The organism is Kitasatospora aureofaciens, from assembly GCF_019192735.1.
Lineage (GTDB): Bacteria > Actinomycetota > Actinomycetes > Streptomycetales > Streptomycetaceae > Kitasatospora > Kitasatospora aureofaciens_A.
This window is the reverse complement of the sequence record NZ_JAHTKP010000102.1, coordinates 1-17,801: the sequence shown is the minus strand read 5'-3', so window position 1 is coordinate 17,801 and position 17,801 is coordinate 1. Positions and strand designations below refer to the sequence as shown.

Here is a 17,801-nt window from a genome sequence, read left to right as displayed (position 1 = left end):
CTCTCGCGGGCGCCGGCAGGCCGGGGCCGGAGTCGGTGACCTCGATCCGCAGCCGGTCGCCGCAGATCGACGCGGTGACCTGGAAGCCCTCGTCGGGCCGTCCGCTCGCACCGTGTTCGACGGCGTTGGCGCAGGCCTCGCTGAGGGCGACGCCGAGGTCGTCGGCGATCTCCGGGTCGACGCCCGCGGTCGCCATGGCGCCGAGCAGGATGCGGCGGGCCAGCGGCACGCTGGCCGGGTCGCGTTTGAGGTGCAGAGTCCACCAGATGTCCACGGGAGGTCCCTCCTGGCTGCGGCTCCACATACAACTAGGTATCTCCCGGTGTTCCCGCGGTGAACCGTGACCTGGGTCGGCTGCCGCCCGTTCGGCGGATGGACTGGGGCCGTGGTCTGTGCCGAGCGGCGCGTTCAGCGCCCTGTGCGCCGGGCCGAACGGGGCATTCGTAGGGATTTCCCACCCTGCCCTCGGGGGCGTGGTAGGCGATGAGATGATGGCCCGGCCATGACTGCCCTCGCCGCCGCCCCGCACCCGGGCGCCCTCGCACCGGACGCGCCGGTGGGGGCCGCCGCGTGGGATCTGCGGCTTGCCCGGGCCGTCCCGTTCGCGCTGGTCTGCACGCTGATAGCGGCGGCCGGGCACGCCCTGACGGGCGGCGGGAACGTCGCCCCGGCCGCCCTGGCGACGGGCTTCGCGGCGGTGCTGGTGCTCGCGGTGGCGTTCGGCGGACGGGAGCGTTCGCTCGTGGCCATCGCCGGTGCGCTGGGCGCGGGGCAGCTGGGGCTGCACTGCCTCTTCCATGCTTTCGGCGGCCCTGCGGCTGTGGCGGGCGCCATGCCCGGGATGCACCACGGCGCTGCCGGTCCGCTGACCCTGCCGCGGGTGGCCGGCCGGCTGATCTGCAACGAGGCCCACCCCGGCACGCTGGTCGGCCTTCCCGGCGGCCCGTCGGCCGAGCAGCTGGTCTCCGCGGCGGGGCTGGACCCGCTCGCGTACCCGGACGTGCCGTGGTGGCAGGGCGGCGTGTTCGGCATGACGCCGTCGATGCTGGCGGGCCACCTGGCCGCGGCCCTGGTGGCCGGCTGGTGGCTGCGGCGCGGCGAGGCGGCGCTGTGGCGGCTGGTGCGGGTGGCCGCGACGGCCGCCCGGGAGCACTGGGCGGCGCCGCTGCGGACGGCGTTCGCGCTGGCCGCCGCACTGCTGCGGGGTCTGTTCGGCGAGGCCGGGCCGGCCCGCCGGTTCGGTGGCCGGGGCGGGGAGTGCCCGCTGCCGGCGGGTGCCGCGCTGCGGCACAGCGTGGTGCGGCGTGGCCCGCCGGTCGGGGCGTTCGCGCACTGATCCTCCTTGGTGTCCCCGTTCGCGCTGGGTGCCGAGGGCGTGCGCAGTCGCCGGGCCGTACCCGCGTTCCGCGATCGCCTTCGCGGCGACGGTCCGTCCGCAGCTCCACCCCCACACGTCCCCACGCGCGGACCCCGCCCAGGCACGGTCGTACCCGTCGGCCCGGGAGCGGAGCGGTCCGCCGAGCTCCGAACGGAGACCACCGAATCATGCGTTCCCTTCCCACCCGTCGAATCGCCGCCGTCGCCCTCGCCGCCGCCACCTCCGTGGTGGTGCTGGCCGGCCCGGCGTTCGCGCACGTCACCGTGAACCCGGGCGCGGCCGCGCAGGGCGGTTACACGGCCGTCGACTTCCGGGTGCCGAACGAGAGCGACACCGCGAGCACCGTGAAGCTGGAGGTCAACCTCCCGCTGGACCACCCGCTGGCCTCCGTCCGGACCCTCCCGCTGCCGGGGTGGACCGCGACCGTCGAGAAGTCCAAGCTCGACAAGCCGATCAAGGTGCACGGCAGCGACGTCAACGAGGCCGTCTCCAAGATCACCTGGACCGCCGACGCGGGCACCAAGATCGCCCCCGGCCAGTTCCAGGAGTTCCGCGTCTCGCTCGGCCCGCTGCCGACGGACGCCGACAGCATGGAATTCAAGACCCTGCAGACCTACGACAACGGCGACATCGTCCGGTGGATCGACGAGTCCAAGGACGGCCAGCCCGAGCCGGCCCACCCGGCCCCCGTCCTGAAGCTCACCAAGGCCGCCGCGGGCGACGGCCACGGCGTCACCGCCACCGCCTCCCCAGCCGCCGACGGCCACGGCCACGGCGACAGCGCGGACCCCCAGGCCTCGGACGGCGACAAGAAGAGCAGCGACTCCACCGCCCGGGTGCTCGGCGTGGTCGGCATCGTGGTCGGCGTGATCGGCACCGCCGTCGGCATCCTCGGCCTGCGCCGCAAGAGCAGCGGCTCCGCCTCCTGACCCTCGCGCCGGCGGGCCGTACCCGCACTCCGGGTACGGCCCGCCGGCGGCCCACCGCGCACGATCGGATCTCCCATGCCCCGCACCACCCGCACCACCCGCCTGGTCGGCGCCGTCGCCGTCGCGCTGGCCGCCGCGCTGACGCTGAGCGCCTGCGGCTCCTCCGGCGACGGCTCCGGCGCCGCCAAGGTGACCCAGCAGAAGGACGCCACGCCGTACGAGGGCACCAAGCTCACCAGGAACTTCGAGAAGCCGGACCTCCAGCTGACCGACACCTCCGGCCAGCCCTTCGACCTGCGGAAGCAGACCGACGGCAAGACCACGCTGCTCTTCTTCGGCTACACCAGCTGCCCGGACGTCTGCCCGACCACCATGGGCGACATCGGCGTCGCGATGAAGAAGCTCTCCCCCGAGGAGCGGCAGAAGATCAACGTCGTGTTCGTCTCCACCGACCCGCAGCGCGACACCCCGAAGGTGCTGCGCACCTGGCTCGACTCGATGGGCAGCGACTTCATAGGCCTCACCGGTGACCTGGAGAAGGTGAAGGCCGCTGCCAAGTCGGTCGGCATCATGATCGAGGACCCGGTCGTGAACCCCGACGGCACCGTCACCTCCACCCACGGCGCGCAGGTATTGGCCTTCCTCCCCTCGGACGACAAGGCGCACGTGCTCTACCTCAGCGGCACCGAGGTGAAGACCTACGAGCACGACCTGCCGCTGCTCGCCAAGGGGGTCGCGGCATGAGCGAGCGAAGCGAGCTCATCATCATGAGGTGCGTGTTGCGCGAAGCGCCCGCCGAGCGAAGCGAGGTGGCTGCATGAGCGCCACGGCCGGCCGCGCGACGCTCGGCTTCCGGCGGACGGCGCTCACGGGCGCGGTACTGGCGACGGCCCTGGGCGGCGGCGCCCTCCTGGCCGCCTGCGGGGCGGGCGGCCAGGACGGTGCCGCCGGCGGACCCGCCCGCCTGAGCGTCGCCGACTCCTACATCCCGCTGCCCCCGGCCGGCGGGATGGCGGCCGGCTACCTGACCGTGCGCAACGACGGCGGGCAGGACCAGCTCGTCAAGGTGACCAGCCCGGGCGCGGAGTCGATCACCATGCACCGCTCTACCCCGTCGAGAATGGAGCAGGTCGGCAGCCTGGACGTGCCCGCGCACGGTGCGTTGCAGTTCAGCCGCGGCGGTACCCACCTCATGATCATGGGATGGCAGAAGGCCCCCGTCCTGGGGGACGAGCTGGAGCTCGACCTGACCTTCGCGAAGTCCGGCACCATCTCGGTCAAGGTGCCGGTCAAGGAGCTCACCTACCGACCCGGCCAGAGTTAGGGATCCGTCAGCATGGAGAAGGCCTCCCACCGCCGGATCGCCGGACTGCTCGGAGCACTCGGCGCCCTGCTCGCGCTGATGTTCGCCGGCGCCGGACCGGCCGCCGCGCACGCCACCCTGGAGTCGACCGACCCGCACCAGAACTCGGTGGTCGCCACCGCCCCGCAGGCGGTCACGCTGACCTTCAGCGAGTCCGTGTCGCTCTCCGGCGACTCGGTGCGGGTGCTCGACCCGGCCGGCAAGGCGGTCGACACCGGCAACCCCGGGCACGCCGACGGCCGGGCCGACACCGCCCGGGTCGGGCTGAACAGCGGGCTCGCCAACGGCACCTACACGGTGGCCTGGCGGGCCGTCTCGGAGGACTCGCACCCGGTCGGCGGCGCGTTCACCTTCTCCATCGGCGCGCCCTCGGACACCTCGGTGTCCACCACCGCGCTGCAGGGCGCCAAGGCCGACAGCGTGGTCGCCGCCCTGTACGGCACCGGCCGCACCGTCGCGTACGCGGCGTTCGCGCTGCTCGCCGGGGCCGCCGCGTTCGTCCTGATCTGCTGGCCCGCCGGGACGGCCCGGCGCCCGGTGCAGCGGCTGCTGATGAGCGGCTGGGTGGCGCTGCTGGTGTCCACCGTCGCGGTGCTGATGCTGCGCGGCCCGTACGAGCGCGGCTCGGGGATCGGGCAGGCCTTCGACCTGTCGCTGGTGCGCGCCACCCTGGACGAGCGGATCGGCACCGCGCTGGCCGCCCGGCTGCTGCTGCTCGCGGCGAGCGGGGTGTTCCTGTCGCTGCTGGTCGGGCAGTTGGGGCAGCCCGCCGCGCAGCCTTCGGCAGCAGCGTCCGAGACAAGTGAGGCGGACGCGGGGGAGGACGAGGACGCCGAGCTGCGGGAGCTGGAGCAGCGCGCCGCCGAGCGGCCGCAGCGCGAGGCCCGGCTCGGCCTCGGCGTCGCCGGGCTGGTGCTGGCGGTCGCCCTCGCGGCGACCTGGGTCGGCGCCGACCACGCCTCGGTGGGCATCCAGGTCTGGCTGGCGCTGCCGTTCGGCATCCTGCACCTGATCGCGATGGCCCTCTGGCTGGGCGGCCTCGCCGCGCTGCTGGTGGCGCTGCGCGAGGGCGTCGGCGCGGAGGTCGTCGACCGCTTCTCGAAGATCGCCTTCGGCGCGGTCGCGGTGCTCACCGCCACCGGGGTCTACCAGTCCTGGCGCGGTCTCGGCAGCTGGGGCGCGCTGACCGGCACCGAGTACGGGCGGCTGCTGCTGGTGAAGACCGGCTGCGTGGTCGCGATGGTCGGCGTCGCCTGGATCTCCCGCTCCTGGCTGGCTCGGCTGCGCTCGGCCCCGGTCGAGGCGGCCGAGGTCGAGCCGGCCGAGCTGCCGGAGCCGGTCGCCGTCGCGGCGCACTCCGAGGACCCCGTCCGGCAGGCGCAGCTGGCCCGCCAGCAGGCCGCCCGGGAGCACGCCGGACGGGACCGCGGGCTCACCCCGACCCGGGCCGGGCTGCGCCGCTCGGTGCTGGTCGAGGCGGTGGTCGCGGTGGCCGTGCTGGTGGTCACCACGATGCTCACCAACTCCCCGCCCGGGCGGGTCGCGAGCGAGGTCAAGGCTGGGGGCGCCGCCCCCGCCGCCGGGGCGCCGGCGGCCGGCGGGCCCGCGGCCCCGCAGACCGAGCCGGGCCGCACCCTGGAACTCAAGCTCCCGTACGACACCAAGGGCCGCACCCCGAACGCCAAGGGCACCGCGACGGTCACCCTCAACCCGGCCCGGACCGGCCCCAACGAGGTGCACCTCGAGCTGGACGGCGCGGACGGGCAGCCGGTCGAGGTCCCCGAGGTGCAGCTCGCCTTCACCCTCCCGGACCGCGACCTCGGCCCGCTGCCGGTGCCGCTGACCCCCGAGGGCACCGGCCGCTGGAGCGGCACCGCGCAGCTGCCGCTGGCCGGGAACTGGGTGGTGTCGGTGCAGATCCGCTCCTCGGACATCGACCAGACCACCCCGACGCAGTCGCTGAAGATCGGGTGACCATGAACGACAGCAACTCCGTACGGACCGGCTTCACCCGGCGGGCGCTGCTCGGCACCGCCGGTGCCGGGCTGATGGCCGGCGTGAGCGCCGGGGCCGCCGGCGCCGTCGCCCTGGACCGCCCGGCCGCCCCGCGCGCCGACGGGAGCGGCGGGGCGCTCGGCGCGGCCCGGGTGCCGTTCCACGGCGAGCACCAGGCCGGCATCCTCGAACCGCAGCAGGCCCGGGTCCAGCTCGCCGCCTTCGACCTGGCCGACGGCGCCGGGCGGGACGGGCTGCGCGGCCTGCTCCAGCGCTGGTCGCGAACGGCGGCCCGGCTGACCGCCGGGGAGCCCGCCGAGGAGTTCGACAACCAGGTCGCGCTGGACGCCGGCCCCTGCTCGCTCACCCTCACCTTCGGCTTCGGCGCCACCCTGTTCGACAGGGCCGGGCTGGCCGACCACCGCCCGGCGGCCCTCGAACCGCTGCCCGCCTTCCCCGGCGACGCGCTCGACCCGGCCCGCGGCGACGGCGACCTGTTCGTCCAGATCGGCGCCGACGACGCCCTGGTCGCCGTGCACGCCCTGCGGGTGCTCCAGCGCCGGGCGGCCGGGACGGCGGCGCTGCGCTGGCAGTCCGCCGGCTTCGCCCGCACCCCCGGCGCCACCCCGCACCCGATGACCGGCCGCAACCTGATGGGCCAGATCGACGGCAGCAACAACCCCGAGCCCGCCGACGACGGCTTCGCCGCCAAGGTGTTCGCCGCCGCCGGCGCCGACCAGCCGGCCTGGCTGACCGGCGGTTCGTACCTGGTGTTCCGGCGGATCCGGATGCTGCTGGACAACTGGGAGGCGCTACCGGCGGACCGGCAGGAGCGGGTGATCGGGCGGCGCAAGTCGGACGGCGCCCCGCTCGGCGCGCCCGCCGGGGCCGGCGAGCACGCGCCGGTCGACCTGTCCGCGCAGGGCCCGGACGGCGCCCTGGTGATCCCCTCCGACGCGCACATCAGGGTCGCCGCCCCGGCCGCGAACGGCGGCGCGGCCATGCTGCGGCGCGGATTCTCTTACCACGACGGCCTGTTGGCGGACGGCTCGCCGGACGCCGGGCTGCTCTTCCTCGCCTTCCAGGCCGACCCGCGCAAGGGCTTCACCCCGGTGCAACGCAAGCTGTCCCGCGGCGACGGCCTCTCCCGCTTCCTGCGGCACGAGGCGAGCGGGCTGTACGTCGTCCCCCCGGGCGTCCGCGAGGGAGGGTACGTCGGCGAGACGCTGCTGGAAGGGTGATGGCAGTAAGTGTCCCGTCCACTGAAACGCGTTCATGGACGGGACGCGGAGTCGTTATGGTGGGCTGCTCCGGTACCCCTTACCCCGGTCACCTTTCTCCGGTCACCCCTTTTCGCACGGAGGCGGAATTGTCGGCCACCCGCTACACCTACCTCGGCCCGGCGGGCACCTTCACCGAGGCGGCGCTGCGCACCCTGCCCGAGGCGGCGACCCGGGAGCTGGTGCCGCTGGCCTCGGTGCCGCTGGTGCTGGACGCGGTGCGCGGCGGTGAGGCCTCGGGAGCCTTCGTGCCGATCGAGAACTCGGTCGAGGGCGCGGTCACCGCGACCAACGACGAACTGGCCTCCGGCGCACCGCTGATGATCTACCGCGAGGTGCTGCTGCCGATCTCCTTCGCGCTGCTGGTGCGCCCCGGCACCGAGCTGTCCGAGATCAGGACGGTGACCAGCCACCCGGTGGCCCAGCCGCAGGTGCGCCGCTGGCTGGCGGCCAACCTGCCGGACGCAGAGTGGGAGTCGGCCGCGTCCAACGCGGACGGCGCCCGGCTGGTCGCCGAGGGCCGGTACGACGGCGCGTTCGCGGGCGAGTTCGCCGCGCCGATCTACGGGCTGGACCCGCTGGTCAAGGAGATCGCCGACGCGCAGAACGCGACCACCCGGTTCATCCTGGTCGGCCAGCCCGGGCGGGTCTCCTCGCCGACCGGCGCGGACAAGACCTCGATGGTGGTCTGGCTGCCGGACGACCACCCGGGTGCGCTGCTGGAGCTGCTCCAGGAGTTCGCGGTGCGAGGGATCAACCTGATGCGGATCGAGTCCCGGCCGACCGGCGAGGGGCTGGGCAGCTACTGCTTCCTGATCGACTGCGAGGGCCACCTGTCCGAGCGCCGGGTGGGCGATGCGCTGATGGGGCTCAAGCGGATCTGCCCGCAGGTGCGTTTCCTCGGCTCCTATCCGCGCGCCGATCAGCAGACGTCCACGCACCGGCGGCCGGGGACCTCGGACGAGGATTTCGCGGCGGCGGCGGACTGGCTCTCCCGTGCCCTCGACGGCCGCGGCGACATCTGAGCGCCATCCGAGTGCCATCCGAGTGCCATCCGACATCTGAGCGCCACCCATTGTCTTTCTGACCTTTTCCGACCGTTTTCGACCGGGCTCACCAGGCGGGACGGGTGACCGCACCCGTCGTCCACAGGGGTGTCCGCCGCCGGATCCGGCTGTCCACAGGCCTCTCCGCTGTCCACAGCCAAAAGTTATCCACAGACCTGGGGATGAGTCGACAAACCGGTATAGCCACTGCACACAAGGGTCGGATCGTCGGTTTGCGTCGCAGAGATGACTAATCGGACCAGAGTCACCCGTGTGCCAGCAAATCACCCGCCTGAGTGCTTCAATTCCCTCATCTGAGAAGGTCGAATGAGGTTTGAAACCTCAATTCCCTGGTTCGAGCTCCCGAAGGCCGTCCGGCCCCGACGATCCACAGCCTCGGCCCCGCTCCTGTGGATAACCCGCCCCGGGGCGGTTCCCCACAGAAGTTATCCACAGGCCGGGGGGAGTTATCCCCAGGGGAAAACCCGTACCGGTGGAAGAGTCCCCGCCCGGTAGGCTTGGCCCCGTGATTGACCTTCGCCTGCTTCGTGAAGACCCTGACCGAGTGCGCGCCTCGCAGCGCGTCCGTGGCGAGGACGTCGACGTGGTCGACGCCCTCCTCTCCGCCGACGAGCGGCGCCGCGCCTCGGGCAGTCGCTTCGACGAACTGCGCAACGAGCAGCGCCTGCTCGGCAAGCAGGTCGCCCAGGCCAAGGGCGACGAGAAGACCTCCCTGCTGCAGCGCACCAAGGAGCTGGCCGCCGAGGTCAAGGCCGCGGACGCCGAGCAGAGCGCCGCCAAGGAGGAGGCCGACCGCCTGCTCCGCTCGCTGGCGAACCTCATCGACCCGGCCGCCCCGGTCGGCGGCGAGGAGGACTTCGTCACCCTGGAGGAGATCGGCACCCCGCGCGACTTCGCCGCCGAGGGCTTCGAGCCGCGCGACCACGTCGAGCTCGGCCAGATCCTCGGCGCGATCGACACCGAGCGCGGCGCCAAGGTCGCCGGCGCCCGCTCCTACTACCTGACCGGCGTCGGCGCGCTGCTGGAGCTCGCCCTGGTCAACATGGCCTTCGCCCAGGCCACCACGGCCGGGTTCATCCCGATGATCACCCCGACCCTGGTCCGGCCGGCCGCCATGGACGGCACCGGCTTCCTCGGCCAGGCCGCCGAGAACGTGTACCACCTCAAGGAGGAGGACCGTTACCTCGTCGGCACCAGCGAGGTCCCGCTCGCCGCGTACCACATGGACGAGATCATCGAGGCCGACAAGCTGCCGCTGCGCTACGCCGGCTACTCGTCCTGCTTCCGCCGCGAGGCCGGCACCTACGGCAAGGACACCCGCGGCATCATCCGCGTCCACCAGTTCGAGAAGGTGGAGATGTTCGTCTACACCACTCCCGAGGACGCCGAGAACGAGCACCGCCGCCTGCTCCAGTGGGAGAAGGACTTCCTCAACGCGCTGGAGCTGCCCTATCGGGTGATCGACGTCGCCTCCGGCGACCTCGGCGCCTCGGCCGCCCGCAAGTTCGACATCGAGGCCTGGATCCCCACCCAGGGCAAGTACCGCGAGGTCACCTCGACCTCCAACACCACCGAGTACCAGTCCCGCCGGCTGGCCATCCGGATGCGCGAGGAGGGCAAGACCCGCCCGCTCGCCACCCTGAACGGCACCCTGGTCGCCGTCCCGCGCACCATCGTGGCGATCCTGGAGAACCACCAGCAGGCCGACGGCTCGGTCGTCGTGCCCGAGGCGCTGCGGCCGTACCTCGGCGGGCGGACCGTCCTCGAACCGGTCGCCAAGTAACGCCGCACCACCCCGCACCACCAGCAACTCCCGGGAGACGCACGGCCCATGAGCACCTCCAGCCCCAGCCCCGTCTCCCCGAACGGTGATCGCCCGAACGGTGGCGACCTGCCCTACCGGCTGGTCGCCACCGACCTCGACGGCACCCTGCTCACCAGCGACGAGACCGTCTCCGAGCGCACCCGCGCCGCCCTGGCCACGGCCACCGGCGCGGGCGCGCTGCACATCATCGTCACCGGCCGCTCGGCCGCGTGGGCCCGCCCGGTCTTCGACGAGATCGGCTACACCGGGATAGCCGTCTGCGGCCAGGGCGCCCAGGTCTACGACGCCGGCGCGCACAAGCTGCTCACCTCGCTCACCCTCGACCGCCGGCTCGCCGCGCTCGCCATCGCCAAGATCGAGGCCGAGACCGGCCCGCTGGCCGTCGCCGCCAACCAGGACGGTCTGGACGGCGAGGTCCTGGCCGGGCCCGGCTACGAGCTGCTGATCGGCTCCGACCTGCCGGTCGTCCGGGTCGACCGCGACCAGCTGCTCGCCGCGCCGGTCAGCAAGCTCTACATCCAGCACCCGGGCCTGACCGACGACGCCCTCGCCGAGGCCGCCCGCCGCGTCGCCGGAGACCTGGTCGGCGTCGTGATGGCCGGCGCCGGCGTGGTCGAGCTGCTCCCGCTCGGCCTCTCCAAGGCCACCGGCCTGGCCGTGGCCGCCCGCCGCCTCGGCGTCCGCGCCGCCGACACCATCGCCTTCGGCGACATGCCCAACGACGTCCCGATGTTCGCCTGGGCCGCCCACACCGTCGCCATGGCCAACGCCCACGAGGAACTCCTCGCCGTCGCCGACGAAGTCACCGCCGGCAACGACGAGGACGGCGTCGCCCTCGTCCTCGAACGCCTCTACCCGGCCGGCTGAGGCCGCCCCGCCGGCTCCGCCGGGACACCCTTTCCCGACATTCAGCGCGGGTTCATCCCCAGTTGTAGGATGACCGGGCAAGCGGTTGTAGGATGACCGATGACTGGTGGTGCGTGAGCGGAGGAGGTCCGGCATGGGCGGCGACGGCAGCAGTCTGCAGGCGGCCGGGCGGCGTTCCCTCGTGGACACCGCCATCGACCAGCTGCGGGAGCAGCTCGCGGGCGGGGCCTGGCCGGTGGGGTCGCGGATTCCCACCGAGCACGAGCTGGCCGAGCGGTTGCAGGTCGGGCGGAACACCGTACGGGAGGCGATCCGGGTGCTGGTGCACGCCGGAATGCTGGTTTCCCGGCAGGGTGAGGGCACCTTCGTGCGCAGCACCAGTGATCCGGCGGCCGTCCTGCGCGGCGTGCAGCGTTCGGGGATCCGGGACGTGCTGGAGGTCCGCGCCGCGCTGGAGGCCGAGGCCGCGCGGCTGGCCGCCCTGCGGCACACCCCCGAGGACATCGCCCGGATGCGGGCCGCGCTGGCCCGTGAGGCCGAGGTGATCGCGGCGCACCCGGAGCGGGCCGGCCGCGAGGCCACCGTCGAGCACGACCTGGAGTTCCACACCGCGGTCGTCGAGGCCGCGCACAACCCGGCACTGGCCGAGGTGTACCGCTACTTCGGTGCCTCGGTGCGCGAGTCGATGCGGTCGGCCTTCGGCGACCACGAGATGCCCGAGGTGGCCGTCGCCACCCACGCGGCGCTGGTGGACGCGATCGAGAGCGGCGACCCGGACCGCGCCGAGGTGGCGTGTCGGTCGCTGCTCGCCGAGCCCACCGCGGCCGTCGAGCAGCTCCTCGCGGCCATCGCGGCCCGGAAGTAGGACGGCGCGAGCCCCCCTTCCGCCGTCCGCGTCCTCCCCGATTCCCGAAAGAACAGCACACCCATGGCCGTCACCCGTGCCCAGCAGCCGGTTGTCACCTCTTCCGCCCCGCTTCCCGTCCGCTCCCGGCTGGCCCACCCGGCCCTGCTGCTGACCGGCATCGTGCTGGTCGCGCTGAACATGCGCGCCTGCCTGGCTGCGGTGTCGCCGATGGTCGGCGAGATCCAGCGCACCTTCGGCCTGTCGACGACCGCGAGCGGCCTGATCACCACCGTGCCGGTGCTGTTCCAGGGTGTCGGGGCCCCGCTCACCCCTCGGCTGACCAGGCGGTTCGGCACCGAGCGGGTGGTGCTGGGTGCGGTGCTGGTACTGGGCGCGGGCGTGCTGCTGCGGGTGCTGCCCTCGGTGGCGGCGCTGTACGCCGGCTGCGTGGTGATCGGCGTGGCGATCGCGGTGCTGAACGTGTCGATGCCGGGCCTGGTGAAGCGGGAGTTCCCGGACCGGGCGGCGGCGATGACCGGCGTCTACTCGACCACGATGCTGGTCGGCGCGACCCTCGCGGCCGGTCTGTCGGTGCCGCTGGAGCACGCGCTGGGCGGCGGCTGGGAGGCCTCGCTGGGCGCCTGGTCGGTGCTCGCCCTGGTGGCGGCGGCGGCCTGGCTGCCGCAGGTGCTGCGCTCCCGGCAGGAGCGGGCCGCGGTGGCGGCCGCGCCGGCTGCGAGCAAGCCGATCGAGGGGATCTGGACTTCCCCGCTGGCCTGGCAGATCAGCCTGTTCATGGGCATCTCGTCGCTGCTCGTCTACACCCTGGTGGCGTGGATGCCGACGATCCTGGCCGACCACGGGATGGACCGCGGCGAGTCCGGGCTGGTCTTCGCCTTCTCCAACCTGGTGCAGGTGGCCGGCGCCTTCCTGGTGCCGCTGATCGCCGGCCGGATGACCCGCCAGCGCGGCCTGGCGGTGGCCATGGCCGGGCTGAACGGCCTGGGCATCGCCCTGCTGCTGGTGGCGCCGGTGTCGGGGGCCTGGGTGGCGGCGGCGATCCTCGGTGTCGCGCAGGGCGGTTCGCTGGGTCTCGGCCTCGCGTTCATCGTGCTGCGGACCGGCAGTGCGGCCGGTGCCGCCCAGCTGGGCGGCATGTCGCAGGCGATCGGCTATCTGGTCGCGGCGGCCGGTCCGGTCGGCGCGGGTGCGCTGCACCAGCTGACCGGCGGGTGGGACGTGACGCTGATACTGATGCTGGCGCTGGTGGCCGTGGTCGGCACGGCCGGCTGGGGCGCGGGGCGCAACCGGACGCTCTGACAGGTCGTTCCTCGCCGGGCCGCTCCTGGACGGGTCACTTCTGGACGGTCGCTTCTCGCCGGGTCACTCCTCGCCGGCCAGGGTCAGCCCGGCCAGCTTGACCGAGGCGAGGACGGTCGCCGCGACGGTGACCACCAGCAGCAGCGGCACGGCCACCCCGAACGAGACGTCCGCGCCGATCGCGGCGTCCCCGGCCACCGCCTCGGCGACCGAGCGGCCCCACTGCTGGACGCTCAGTGTGCGGGCGCCGGCGACGAAGTTGCCGACCAGCGACTCCCACACCAGCGCGTACCCCAGCCCGGCGACCACCGCATGCCGGGTGACCACGCCGAGCAGCAGGAACAGCGCGCTGTACGCGGCCCCGGCGATCAGGGTGGCGACGGTGTAGCCGAGCGCGACGCCGTCCTTCGTGCCGTACAGCAGCAGCCCGGCGAGCAGCGTCGGGACGGCCGCGAACACCCAGGTGGTGCCGATCGCGACGGCCAGCTTGGTGGTGACGATCTGCCACCGCGGCAGCGGCTTGGCCAGCAGGTAGACGATCGAGCCGTCGTCGATCTCGGTGGCGATCACGCCGGTGCCGACGACCAGGCCGAGGATCGGCACCAGGGTGCCGAGGCCCAGCTGGCCGAGGATCTTGACGGTCAGGTCGTGCTCGTTCCCGCTCGACCCGCTCGCGAGGGCCGAGACGAGCAGCAGCAGGGCGGGGACCACCAGCAGCAGGGCACCGCGGCGGCGGCCCAGCAGGCCGCGCAGCGTCAGCCTGGCGACGGTCGGGTTCATGGCGGTCGGCCCTTTCCTGGGGTCCTGGTTTCGGGAGTTCGAGGGTTCCGGAGTGCGGGACTTCGAGGGTTCGGGAGTGCGGGAGTTCGAGAGGCCGGGGGCCTCAGGCGGAGACCAGGTAGGAGAACACGCTCTCCAGCGACTCGTCCGCCGGGGCGACGGTGTACAGCCGGATGCCGGCCTGCCGGGCGACCCGGGGCAGCAGCGTGGTGAAGCCCTGGAAGTTCACCGCCTGGATCCGCAGCGCCCGTTCGCGCTCGTCCACCTCGATGCCCGCGGTGGAGCCGTCCGCGATCAGTGCGGCGGCCAGCCGGCGGTCGTCGCTGGAGCGGACCAGGTAGCGGTGCGGGCGGTCGGTCATCAGTCGGCGGATCTTCCGGAAGTCACCCGAGGCGGCGTGCCGGCCGGCCACCACGACCTCGATGTGGCGGGCGAGTTGCTCGACCTCCTCCAGGATGTGCGAGGAGAACAGCACCGTCCGGCCGTCCGCGCCGAAGCGGCGCAGCAGCTCCATCAGCTGGAGCCGCTGGCGCGGGTCCATGCCGTTGAACGGTTCGTCGAGCAGCAGCACGGCCGGGTCGTGGACGAGCGCGGAGGCCATCTTGACCCGCTGCTTCATGCCCTTGGAGTACGTCCCGGTCTTGCGGTCCTGGGCGTACTCCATCTCGACCAGGCCGAGCGCCCGCCTGGCGGCCGCGCCCGGGTCGGCGAGGCCGTGGAGCTCGGCGTTGGCGAGCACGAACTCCCAGCCGGTCAGGTAGTCGTACATCGACTCCCGCTCGGGTACGAGCCCGATCTGCCGGTACACCTGCTGGTTGCGCCAGATCGGCGCGCCGTCCAGGGTGACCGTGCCGGTGGAGGGGGCGAGGAAGCCGCTCATCATGTGGATGAGGGTGGACTTGCCCGCGCCGTTCGGCCCGAGCAGGCCGGTGATGCCCGGACCGATCGCCATGCTGATGTCGTTGACGGCGACCACGTTGCCGAACCAGCGGGAGACCTTGTCGATGGTGATGGTGGCCATGTCGCCCTCTCAAGCTCTGCGGTTGATCAGACACTGCTGTAGCGGCGCAGCAGCAGCCCGTACGAGCCGGACACCATCGCGATGACGGCGGCGATGAAGACGGCCACGCCGAACGCGCCCGGCGCGTGGAGGCGGTCGCCGCCGCCACCGACGTCGAAGAGCTGGTTGGTCAGGCTCTCCACCAGGTCGTTCGGCGACAGCAGGGCGGCCCACTGGGCGGAGTCCGGGACGGTGAGCTCGATGCCCGTACCGATCCGGGTCAGGATCGCCACCACGACCGTACTGATCGCCAGGTAGCCCATGATCCCGGCGACCCCGAAGCCGCGGCGCGGGGTGGCGGCGGCGATCACCAGCGCCACCGAGGTCGGCACCAGCGCGTACAGCAGGGCCGTCACCAGGCCGAACAGGAAGTGCCCGGTGTTGTGCCCGAAGTCCAGCCGGCCGAGCAGCGCGCCGATGTAGAGCACCAGCAGCGGCACCGCCATCAGCAGGAACTGGGCGCTGACCATGGCCGCGAACTTGGCGCGGACGTAGTCGCCGCGGGTGATCGGGCGGGAGAAGTACAGCGGGACGGTGTGGTACCGCAGATCCCGGGAGAGCAGCACCGGCGCCTGCGAGGCCAGGAAGATCGAGACGATCAGGCCGAAGGCCGACAGGTAGCGCGGGTAGTCCAGCGGCAGCTCGGACCGGTGGGTGGCGAGCGCGATCGCCACCATGATGACGGCGGGCACGGTGAGCACGCCGAGCACCAGCATCGGCAGCACCTTGGACTTGCCGGAGCGTCCGAGGCCGTAGGCGGCGCGCAGGCTCTGGGTGAACAGCGAGCGGGTCGCGTAGGCCCGGCCGAGGCGAGGACCGGCGTAGCCGCGGTAGCCGATGTCGTGGATGACTCCGGTGTCGGCGGGCCTGGTCTCAGGAGGCATCCTCCGCACCTCCCTTGGTGTGGTCGGCGCTGTCGGTGCCGTCGGTGCTGCCGGTGCTGCCGGTGTCGTCGTCGGCCTCGGTGGCCTCGGTGGCCTCGGTGCCGAAGAGTTCGGCGACCCGGTGCCGGCGCTGTTCCAGCCGGACCAGGCCGAGGCCGAGCTCCGCGACGGTGTCGCGGATGGCGTCGTAGGTGTCGTCGCCCTCCAGGCGGACGAGCAGCACGCGCGAACCGTCCAGGGTGACGGACAAGCCCGCGGCGGCCAGGCGTTCGCGGACGGCGGTGCCGGAGTCCAGGGCGGTGTCCTCCGGGTGATCGGTGACCTCGACCGCCAGGAGGGCCGTCGCCTCGGTGAAGGAGGCGGTGGAGGAGGAACGCAGCAGCTTGCCGCCGTCGATGACGACCAGGTGGTCGCAGGTGCGCTCCAGCTCGCCCAGCAGGTGGGTGGTGACCAGCACCGAGATGCCGAAGTCGGTGTGCACGCGGCGGATCAGCGCCAGCATCTCGTCCCGGCCGGCCGGGTCGAGGCCGTTGGTCGGCTCGTCCAGCAGCACCAGCTTCGGGTCGTGCACCAGCGCCTGGGCCAGCTTGACCCGCTGCTTCATGCCGGTCGAGTACCCGCCCATCGGCCGGTACCGCTCCTCGTAGAGGCCGACGTGCCGAAGCGTGTCCGCCGTCCGCTCGCGGGCCGCGGCGGCGGGCAGACCCGCCATCCGGGCCATGTGCACCACGAACTCGGTGGCCGAGACGTCCGGTGGCAGGCAGTCGTGCTCGGGCATGTAGCCGACCCGTTCGCGGATCTCCGGGCCCTGGGTGCCAATGTCCAGGCCCAGGACCCGGCCGGTGCCGGAGGTCGCCGGGGCGAGTCCGAGCAGGATCTTGATGAGGGTGGACTTGCCCGCCCCGTTCGACCCGACCAGGCCGACGACCCCCGGCTGCACCTCGACGGTGAGCCGGTCGAGGGCGGTGACCCGGGGGAACCTCTTGGTGAGGCCGTCCGTCTTGATGACAGCAGTGGACACGCACCCAACGTAACGGGCTTGCGCCGCAAGGGCCATGAGCTGGAATGACGAGCCGCGCATGATACTGCGGTATGACGTCGGCAGACCGCTCCCCTAAGGGTTCGGCGAAAAGCACTCGGGCCGGCCACGGTGAAGTGACCGGCCCGAGTGGTGAGCTGATGATCCGTCAGCCGAGGAGGTCGGACTGCAGGGTGGCCACCTGGCGGAACGGCGCGACCGGCACGCCCTTGGGATTGGTCATCGTGACGACGGCGACGACGTCGGACGCGCAGAGGTACGCCAGCCGAGCCGTCGGAGCGCCCTTGTCGCCCAGCACCGTGGTCTCCTTGACCGACAGGTCGACGTCCGAAACGGAGTCCCAGCCGTCCTGCGAGCCGGTCTTCGCCCCGGGCACGTCCTTCGGCAGGCCGTCCCCGCGGAGGGAGGAGAAGATGTCCCAGGCCTCGGAGGAGCCGCCGAAGCGGAGCAACCGGATCTGGGTGCGGGTGCCGTCGGAGGCGGTCCACTCCCGGACGGTGGCGGCGCGGCAGGCGTTCTGCAGCAGCAGTTCGCGCAGCTTGGCCGGGTTCTGCTGCTCGGCGAGGATCGCGTCGCAGGTGACCCACTCGGCCGGGGCCGGACCGACCTTCGGGGACGTGGACGCGGGGGTCCCGGAGGCCGTCGTGCTCGCGGACGCCGACGGACTCGCGGACGCCGACGGGCTCGCCGAGGTGGCCGAGGCGGTCGGCGTCGGGGTCGGGCTCGGGAAGACCACCGGCGCCAGCGAGCCACCGGCCTCCTTGGGCGCGGGCAGCAGCAGGTAGCGCAGGTCCGCGTAGTGGAGGGTCTTGTCCTTCGCGGACGGCGCGTTCTTCCCGGACGGCAGCGGCGGCAGCGCCAGTGCCGGGAAGGTGTAGCGGCCGTCGCTCGGGGTCTCCAGGCCGGGGATGTCGGTGCGCTCCGGGGCCGTGACGGCCAGGGCGGCGCCCGTGCCGACGAGGGCGAACACCAGGGTGGCGGCGGCCCAGCGCACCGCCGCCTTGCGCCGGCGGGTGCGCAGGGCGAGGCGGGCCTCGCGCTCCTCGGGCGTCTCGGGGATCACGGGCGGGGGCGGCAGCATTTCCACCGGCGGGGGCGGCGGGGCCGTGGGCGGCGCGGCCGGGGCTGCGGGCGGCGGCGCGCTCGGGGCGGCCGGCGTGCTCGGGG

The 17,801-nt window shown here is 73.2% G+C and carries 17 protein-coding genes; 11 read left to right on the top strand and 6 right to left on the bottom strand.

From position 1 onward, the window contains the following. Positions 1–274, bottom strand: a 274-nt coding sequence (locus tag KV557_RS39945) for an ATP-binding protein (RefSeq protein ID WP_218206945.1), incomplete at its 3' end; no start/stop codon positions are given. Positions 275–502: 228 nt separating this feature from the next. On the opposite strand from KV557_RS39945, the gene KV557_RS39940 reads away from it, so the two are divergent. From KV557_RS39940 to KV557_RS39890, 11 genes are all read left to right on the top strand, one after another. After that, the gene (locus KV557_RS39940; protein WP_218206943.1) at positions 503–1,336 is read left to right on the top strand and encodes a hypothetical protein; all 834 of its coding nucleotides are present in this window, start codon (positions 503–505) and stop codon (positions 1,334–1,336) included. A gap of 209 nt (positions 1,337–1,545) precedes the next feature. Beyond that, positions 1,546–2,307: a YcnI family copper-binding membrane protein gene (locus KV557_RS39935; RefSeq protein WP_218206942.1), complete on the top strand. Its 762-nt coding sequence runs from the start codon at positions 1,546–1,548 to the stop codon at positions 2,305–2,307. 75 nt (positions 2,308–2,382) lie between these two features. After that, positions 2,383–3,051, top strand: coding sequence for an SCO family protein (locus KV557_RS39930; protein ID WP_218206940.1), 669 nt, complete (start codon positions 2,383–2,385; stop codon positions 3,049–3,051). A gap of 73 nt (positions 3,052–3,124) precedes the next feature. After that, a complete protein-coding gene (locus KV557_RS39925) occupies positions 3,125–3,631 on the top strand; it encodes a copper chaperone PCu(A)C (protein WP_218206938.1) in 507 nt (168 codons plus the stop codon). Between the two features lie 12 nt (positions 3,632–3,643). Then, positions 3,644–5,644, top strand: a complete 2,001-nt coding sequence (locus KV557_RS39920) for a copper resistance CopC/CopD family protein (RefSeq protein ID WP_218206937.1) — start codon at positions 3,644–3,646, stop codon at positions 5,642–5,644. Positions 5,645–5,646: 2 nt separating this feature from the next. Beyond that, complete coding sequence (efeB, locus tag KV557_RS39915) at positions 5,647–6,906, top strand: iron uptake transporter deferrochelatase/peroxidase subunit (RefSeq protein WP_218206935.1); 1,260 nt, start codon at positions 5,647–5,649, stop codon at positions 6,904–6,906. A 128-nt stretch (positions 6,907–7,034) separates the two neighbouring features. After that, complete coding sequence (gene pheA, locus KV557_RS39910; protein ID WP_218206934.1) at positions 7,035–7,970, top strand: prephenate dehydratase; 936 nt, start codon at positions 7,035–7,037, stop codon at positions 7,968–7,970. A 547-nt stretch (positions 7,971–8,517) separates the two neighbouring features. Then, positions 8,518–9,795: a serine--tRNA ligase gene (gene serS, locus KV557_RS39905; protein WP_218206932.1), complete on the top strand. Its 1,278-nt coding sequence runs from the start codon at positions 8,518–8,520 to the stop codon at positions 9,793–9,795. A gap of 48 nt (positions 9,796–9,843) precedes the next feature. Beyond that, positions 9,844–10,704: an HAD family hydrolase gene (locus KV557_RS39900; protein WP_218206930.1), complete on the top strand. Its 861-nt coding sequence runs from the start codon at positions 9,844–9,846 to the stop codon at positions 10,702–10,704. A 133-nt stretch (positions 10,705–10,837) separates the two neighbouring features. Beyond that, entirely contained in the window at positions 10,838–11,569 is a 732-nt protein-coding gene (locus KV557_RS39895) for a FadR/GntR family transcriptional regulator (protein ID WP_218206928.1), read from the top strand. A 63-nt stretch (positions 11,570–11,632) separates the two neighbouring features. Next, the gene (locus KV557_RS39890; protein ID WP_218206925.1) at positions 11,633–12,871 is read left to right on the top strand and encodes a CynX/NimT family MFS transporter; all 1,239 of its coding nucleotides are present in this window, start codon (positions 11,633–11,635) and stop codon (positions 12,869–12,871) included. Positions 12,872–12,934: 63 nt separating this feature from the next. Here KV557_RS39890 and KV557_RS39885 read toward each other — a convergent pair whose 3' ends face one another. The 5 genes from KV557_RS39885 to KV557_RS39865 all read right to left on the bottom strand — a co-directional run. Further along, a complete protein-coding gene (locus KV557_RS39885) occupies positions 12,935–13,651 on the bottom strand; it encodes an ABC transporter permease (protein WP_218206921.1) in 717 nt (238 codons plus the stop codon). Between the two features lie 103 nt (positions 13,652–13,754). Next, on the bottom strand, positions 13,755–14,672 hold the full coding sequence (locus tag KV557_RS39880; protein WP_218206919.1) for an ABC transporter ATP-binding protein: 918 nt from the start codon (positions 14,670–14,672) through the stop codon (positions 13,755–13,757). A gap of 26 nt (positions 14,673–14,698) precedes the next feature. Continuing rightward, positions 14,699–15,595, bottom strand: a complete 897-nt coding sequence (locus KV557_RS39875) for an ABC transporter permease (RefSeq protein WP_218206917.1) — start codon at positions 15,593–15,595, stop codon at positions 14,699–14,701. After that, entirely contained in the window at positions 15,585–16,652 is a 1,068-nt protein-coding gene (locus tag KV557_RS39870; RefSeq protein ID WP_218206947.1) for an ABC transporter ATP-binding protein, read from the bottom strand. The genes KV557_RS39875 and KV557_RS39870 overlap by 11 nt, the downstream gene beginning before the upstream one ends. Before the next feature lie 130 nt (positions 16,653–16,782). Further along, positions 16,783–17,801, bottom strand: a 1,019-nt coding sequence (locus tag KV557_RS39865) for a hypothetical protein (RefSeq protein ID WP_218206915.1), incomplete at its 5' end; no start/stop codon positions are given.

Coding starts and splice junctions, on each gene's coding strand:
- KV557_RS39940 (WP_218206943.1), top strand. CDS start 503: ATGACTGCCCTCGCCGCCGCCCCGCACCCGGGCGCCCTCGCACCGGAC.
- KV557_RS39935 (WP_218206942.1), top strand. CDS start 1,546: ATGCGTTCCCTTCCCACCCGTCGAATCGCCGCCGTCGCCCTCGCCGCC.
- KV557_RS39930 (WP_218206940.1), top strand. CDS start 2,383: ATGCCCCGCACCACCCGCACCACCCGCCTGGTCGGCGCCGTCGCCGTC.
- KV557_RS39925 (WP_218206938.1), top strand. CDS start 3,125: ATGAGCGCCACGGCCGGCCGCGCGACGCTCGGCTTCCGGCGGACGGCG.
- KV557_RS39920 (WP_218206937.1), top strand. CDS start 3,644: ATGGAGAAGGCCTCCCACCGCCGGATCGCCGGACTGCTCGGAGCACTC.
- efeB (WP_218206935.1), top strand. CDS start 5,647: ATGAACGACAGCAACTCCGTACGGACCGGCTTCACCCGGCGGGCGCTG.
- KV557_RS39900 (WP_218206930.1), top strand. CDS start 9,844: ATGAGCACCTCCAGCCCCAGCCCCGTCTCCCCGAACGGTGATCGCCCG.
- KV557_RS39895 (WP_218206928.1), top strand. CDS start 10,838: ATGGGCGGCGACGGCAGCAGTCTGCAGGCGGCCGGGCGGCGTTCCCTC.
- KV557_RS39890 (WP_218206925.1), top strand. CDS start 11,633: ATGGCCGTCACCCGTGCCCAGCAGCCGGTTGTCACCTCTTCCGCCCCG.
- KV557_RS39885 (WP_218206921.1), bottom strand. CDS start 13,651: ATGAACCCGACCGTCGCCAGGCTGACGCTGCGCGGCCTGCTGGGCCGC.
- KV557_RS39880 (WP_218206919.1), bottom strand. CDS start 14,672: ATGGCCACCATCACCATCGACAAGGTCTCCCGCTGGTTCGGCAACGTG.
- KV557_RS39875 (WP_218206917.1), bottom strand. CDS start 15,595: ATGCCTCCTGAGACCAGGCCCGCCGACACCGGAGTCATCCACGACATC.
- KV557_RS39870 (WP_218206947.1), bottom strand. CDS start 16,652: ATGGCCCTTGCGGCGCAAGCCCGTTACGTTGGGTGCGTGTCCACTGCT.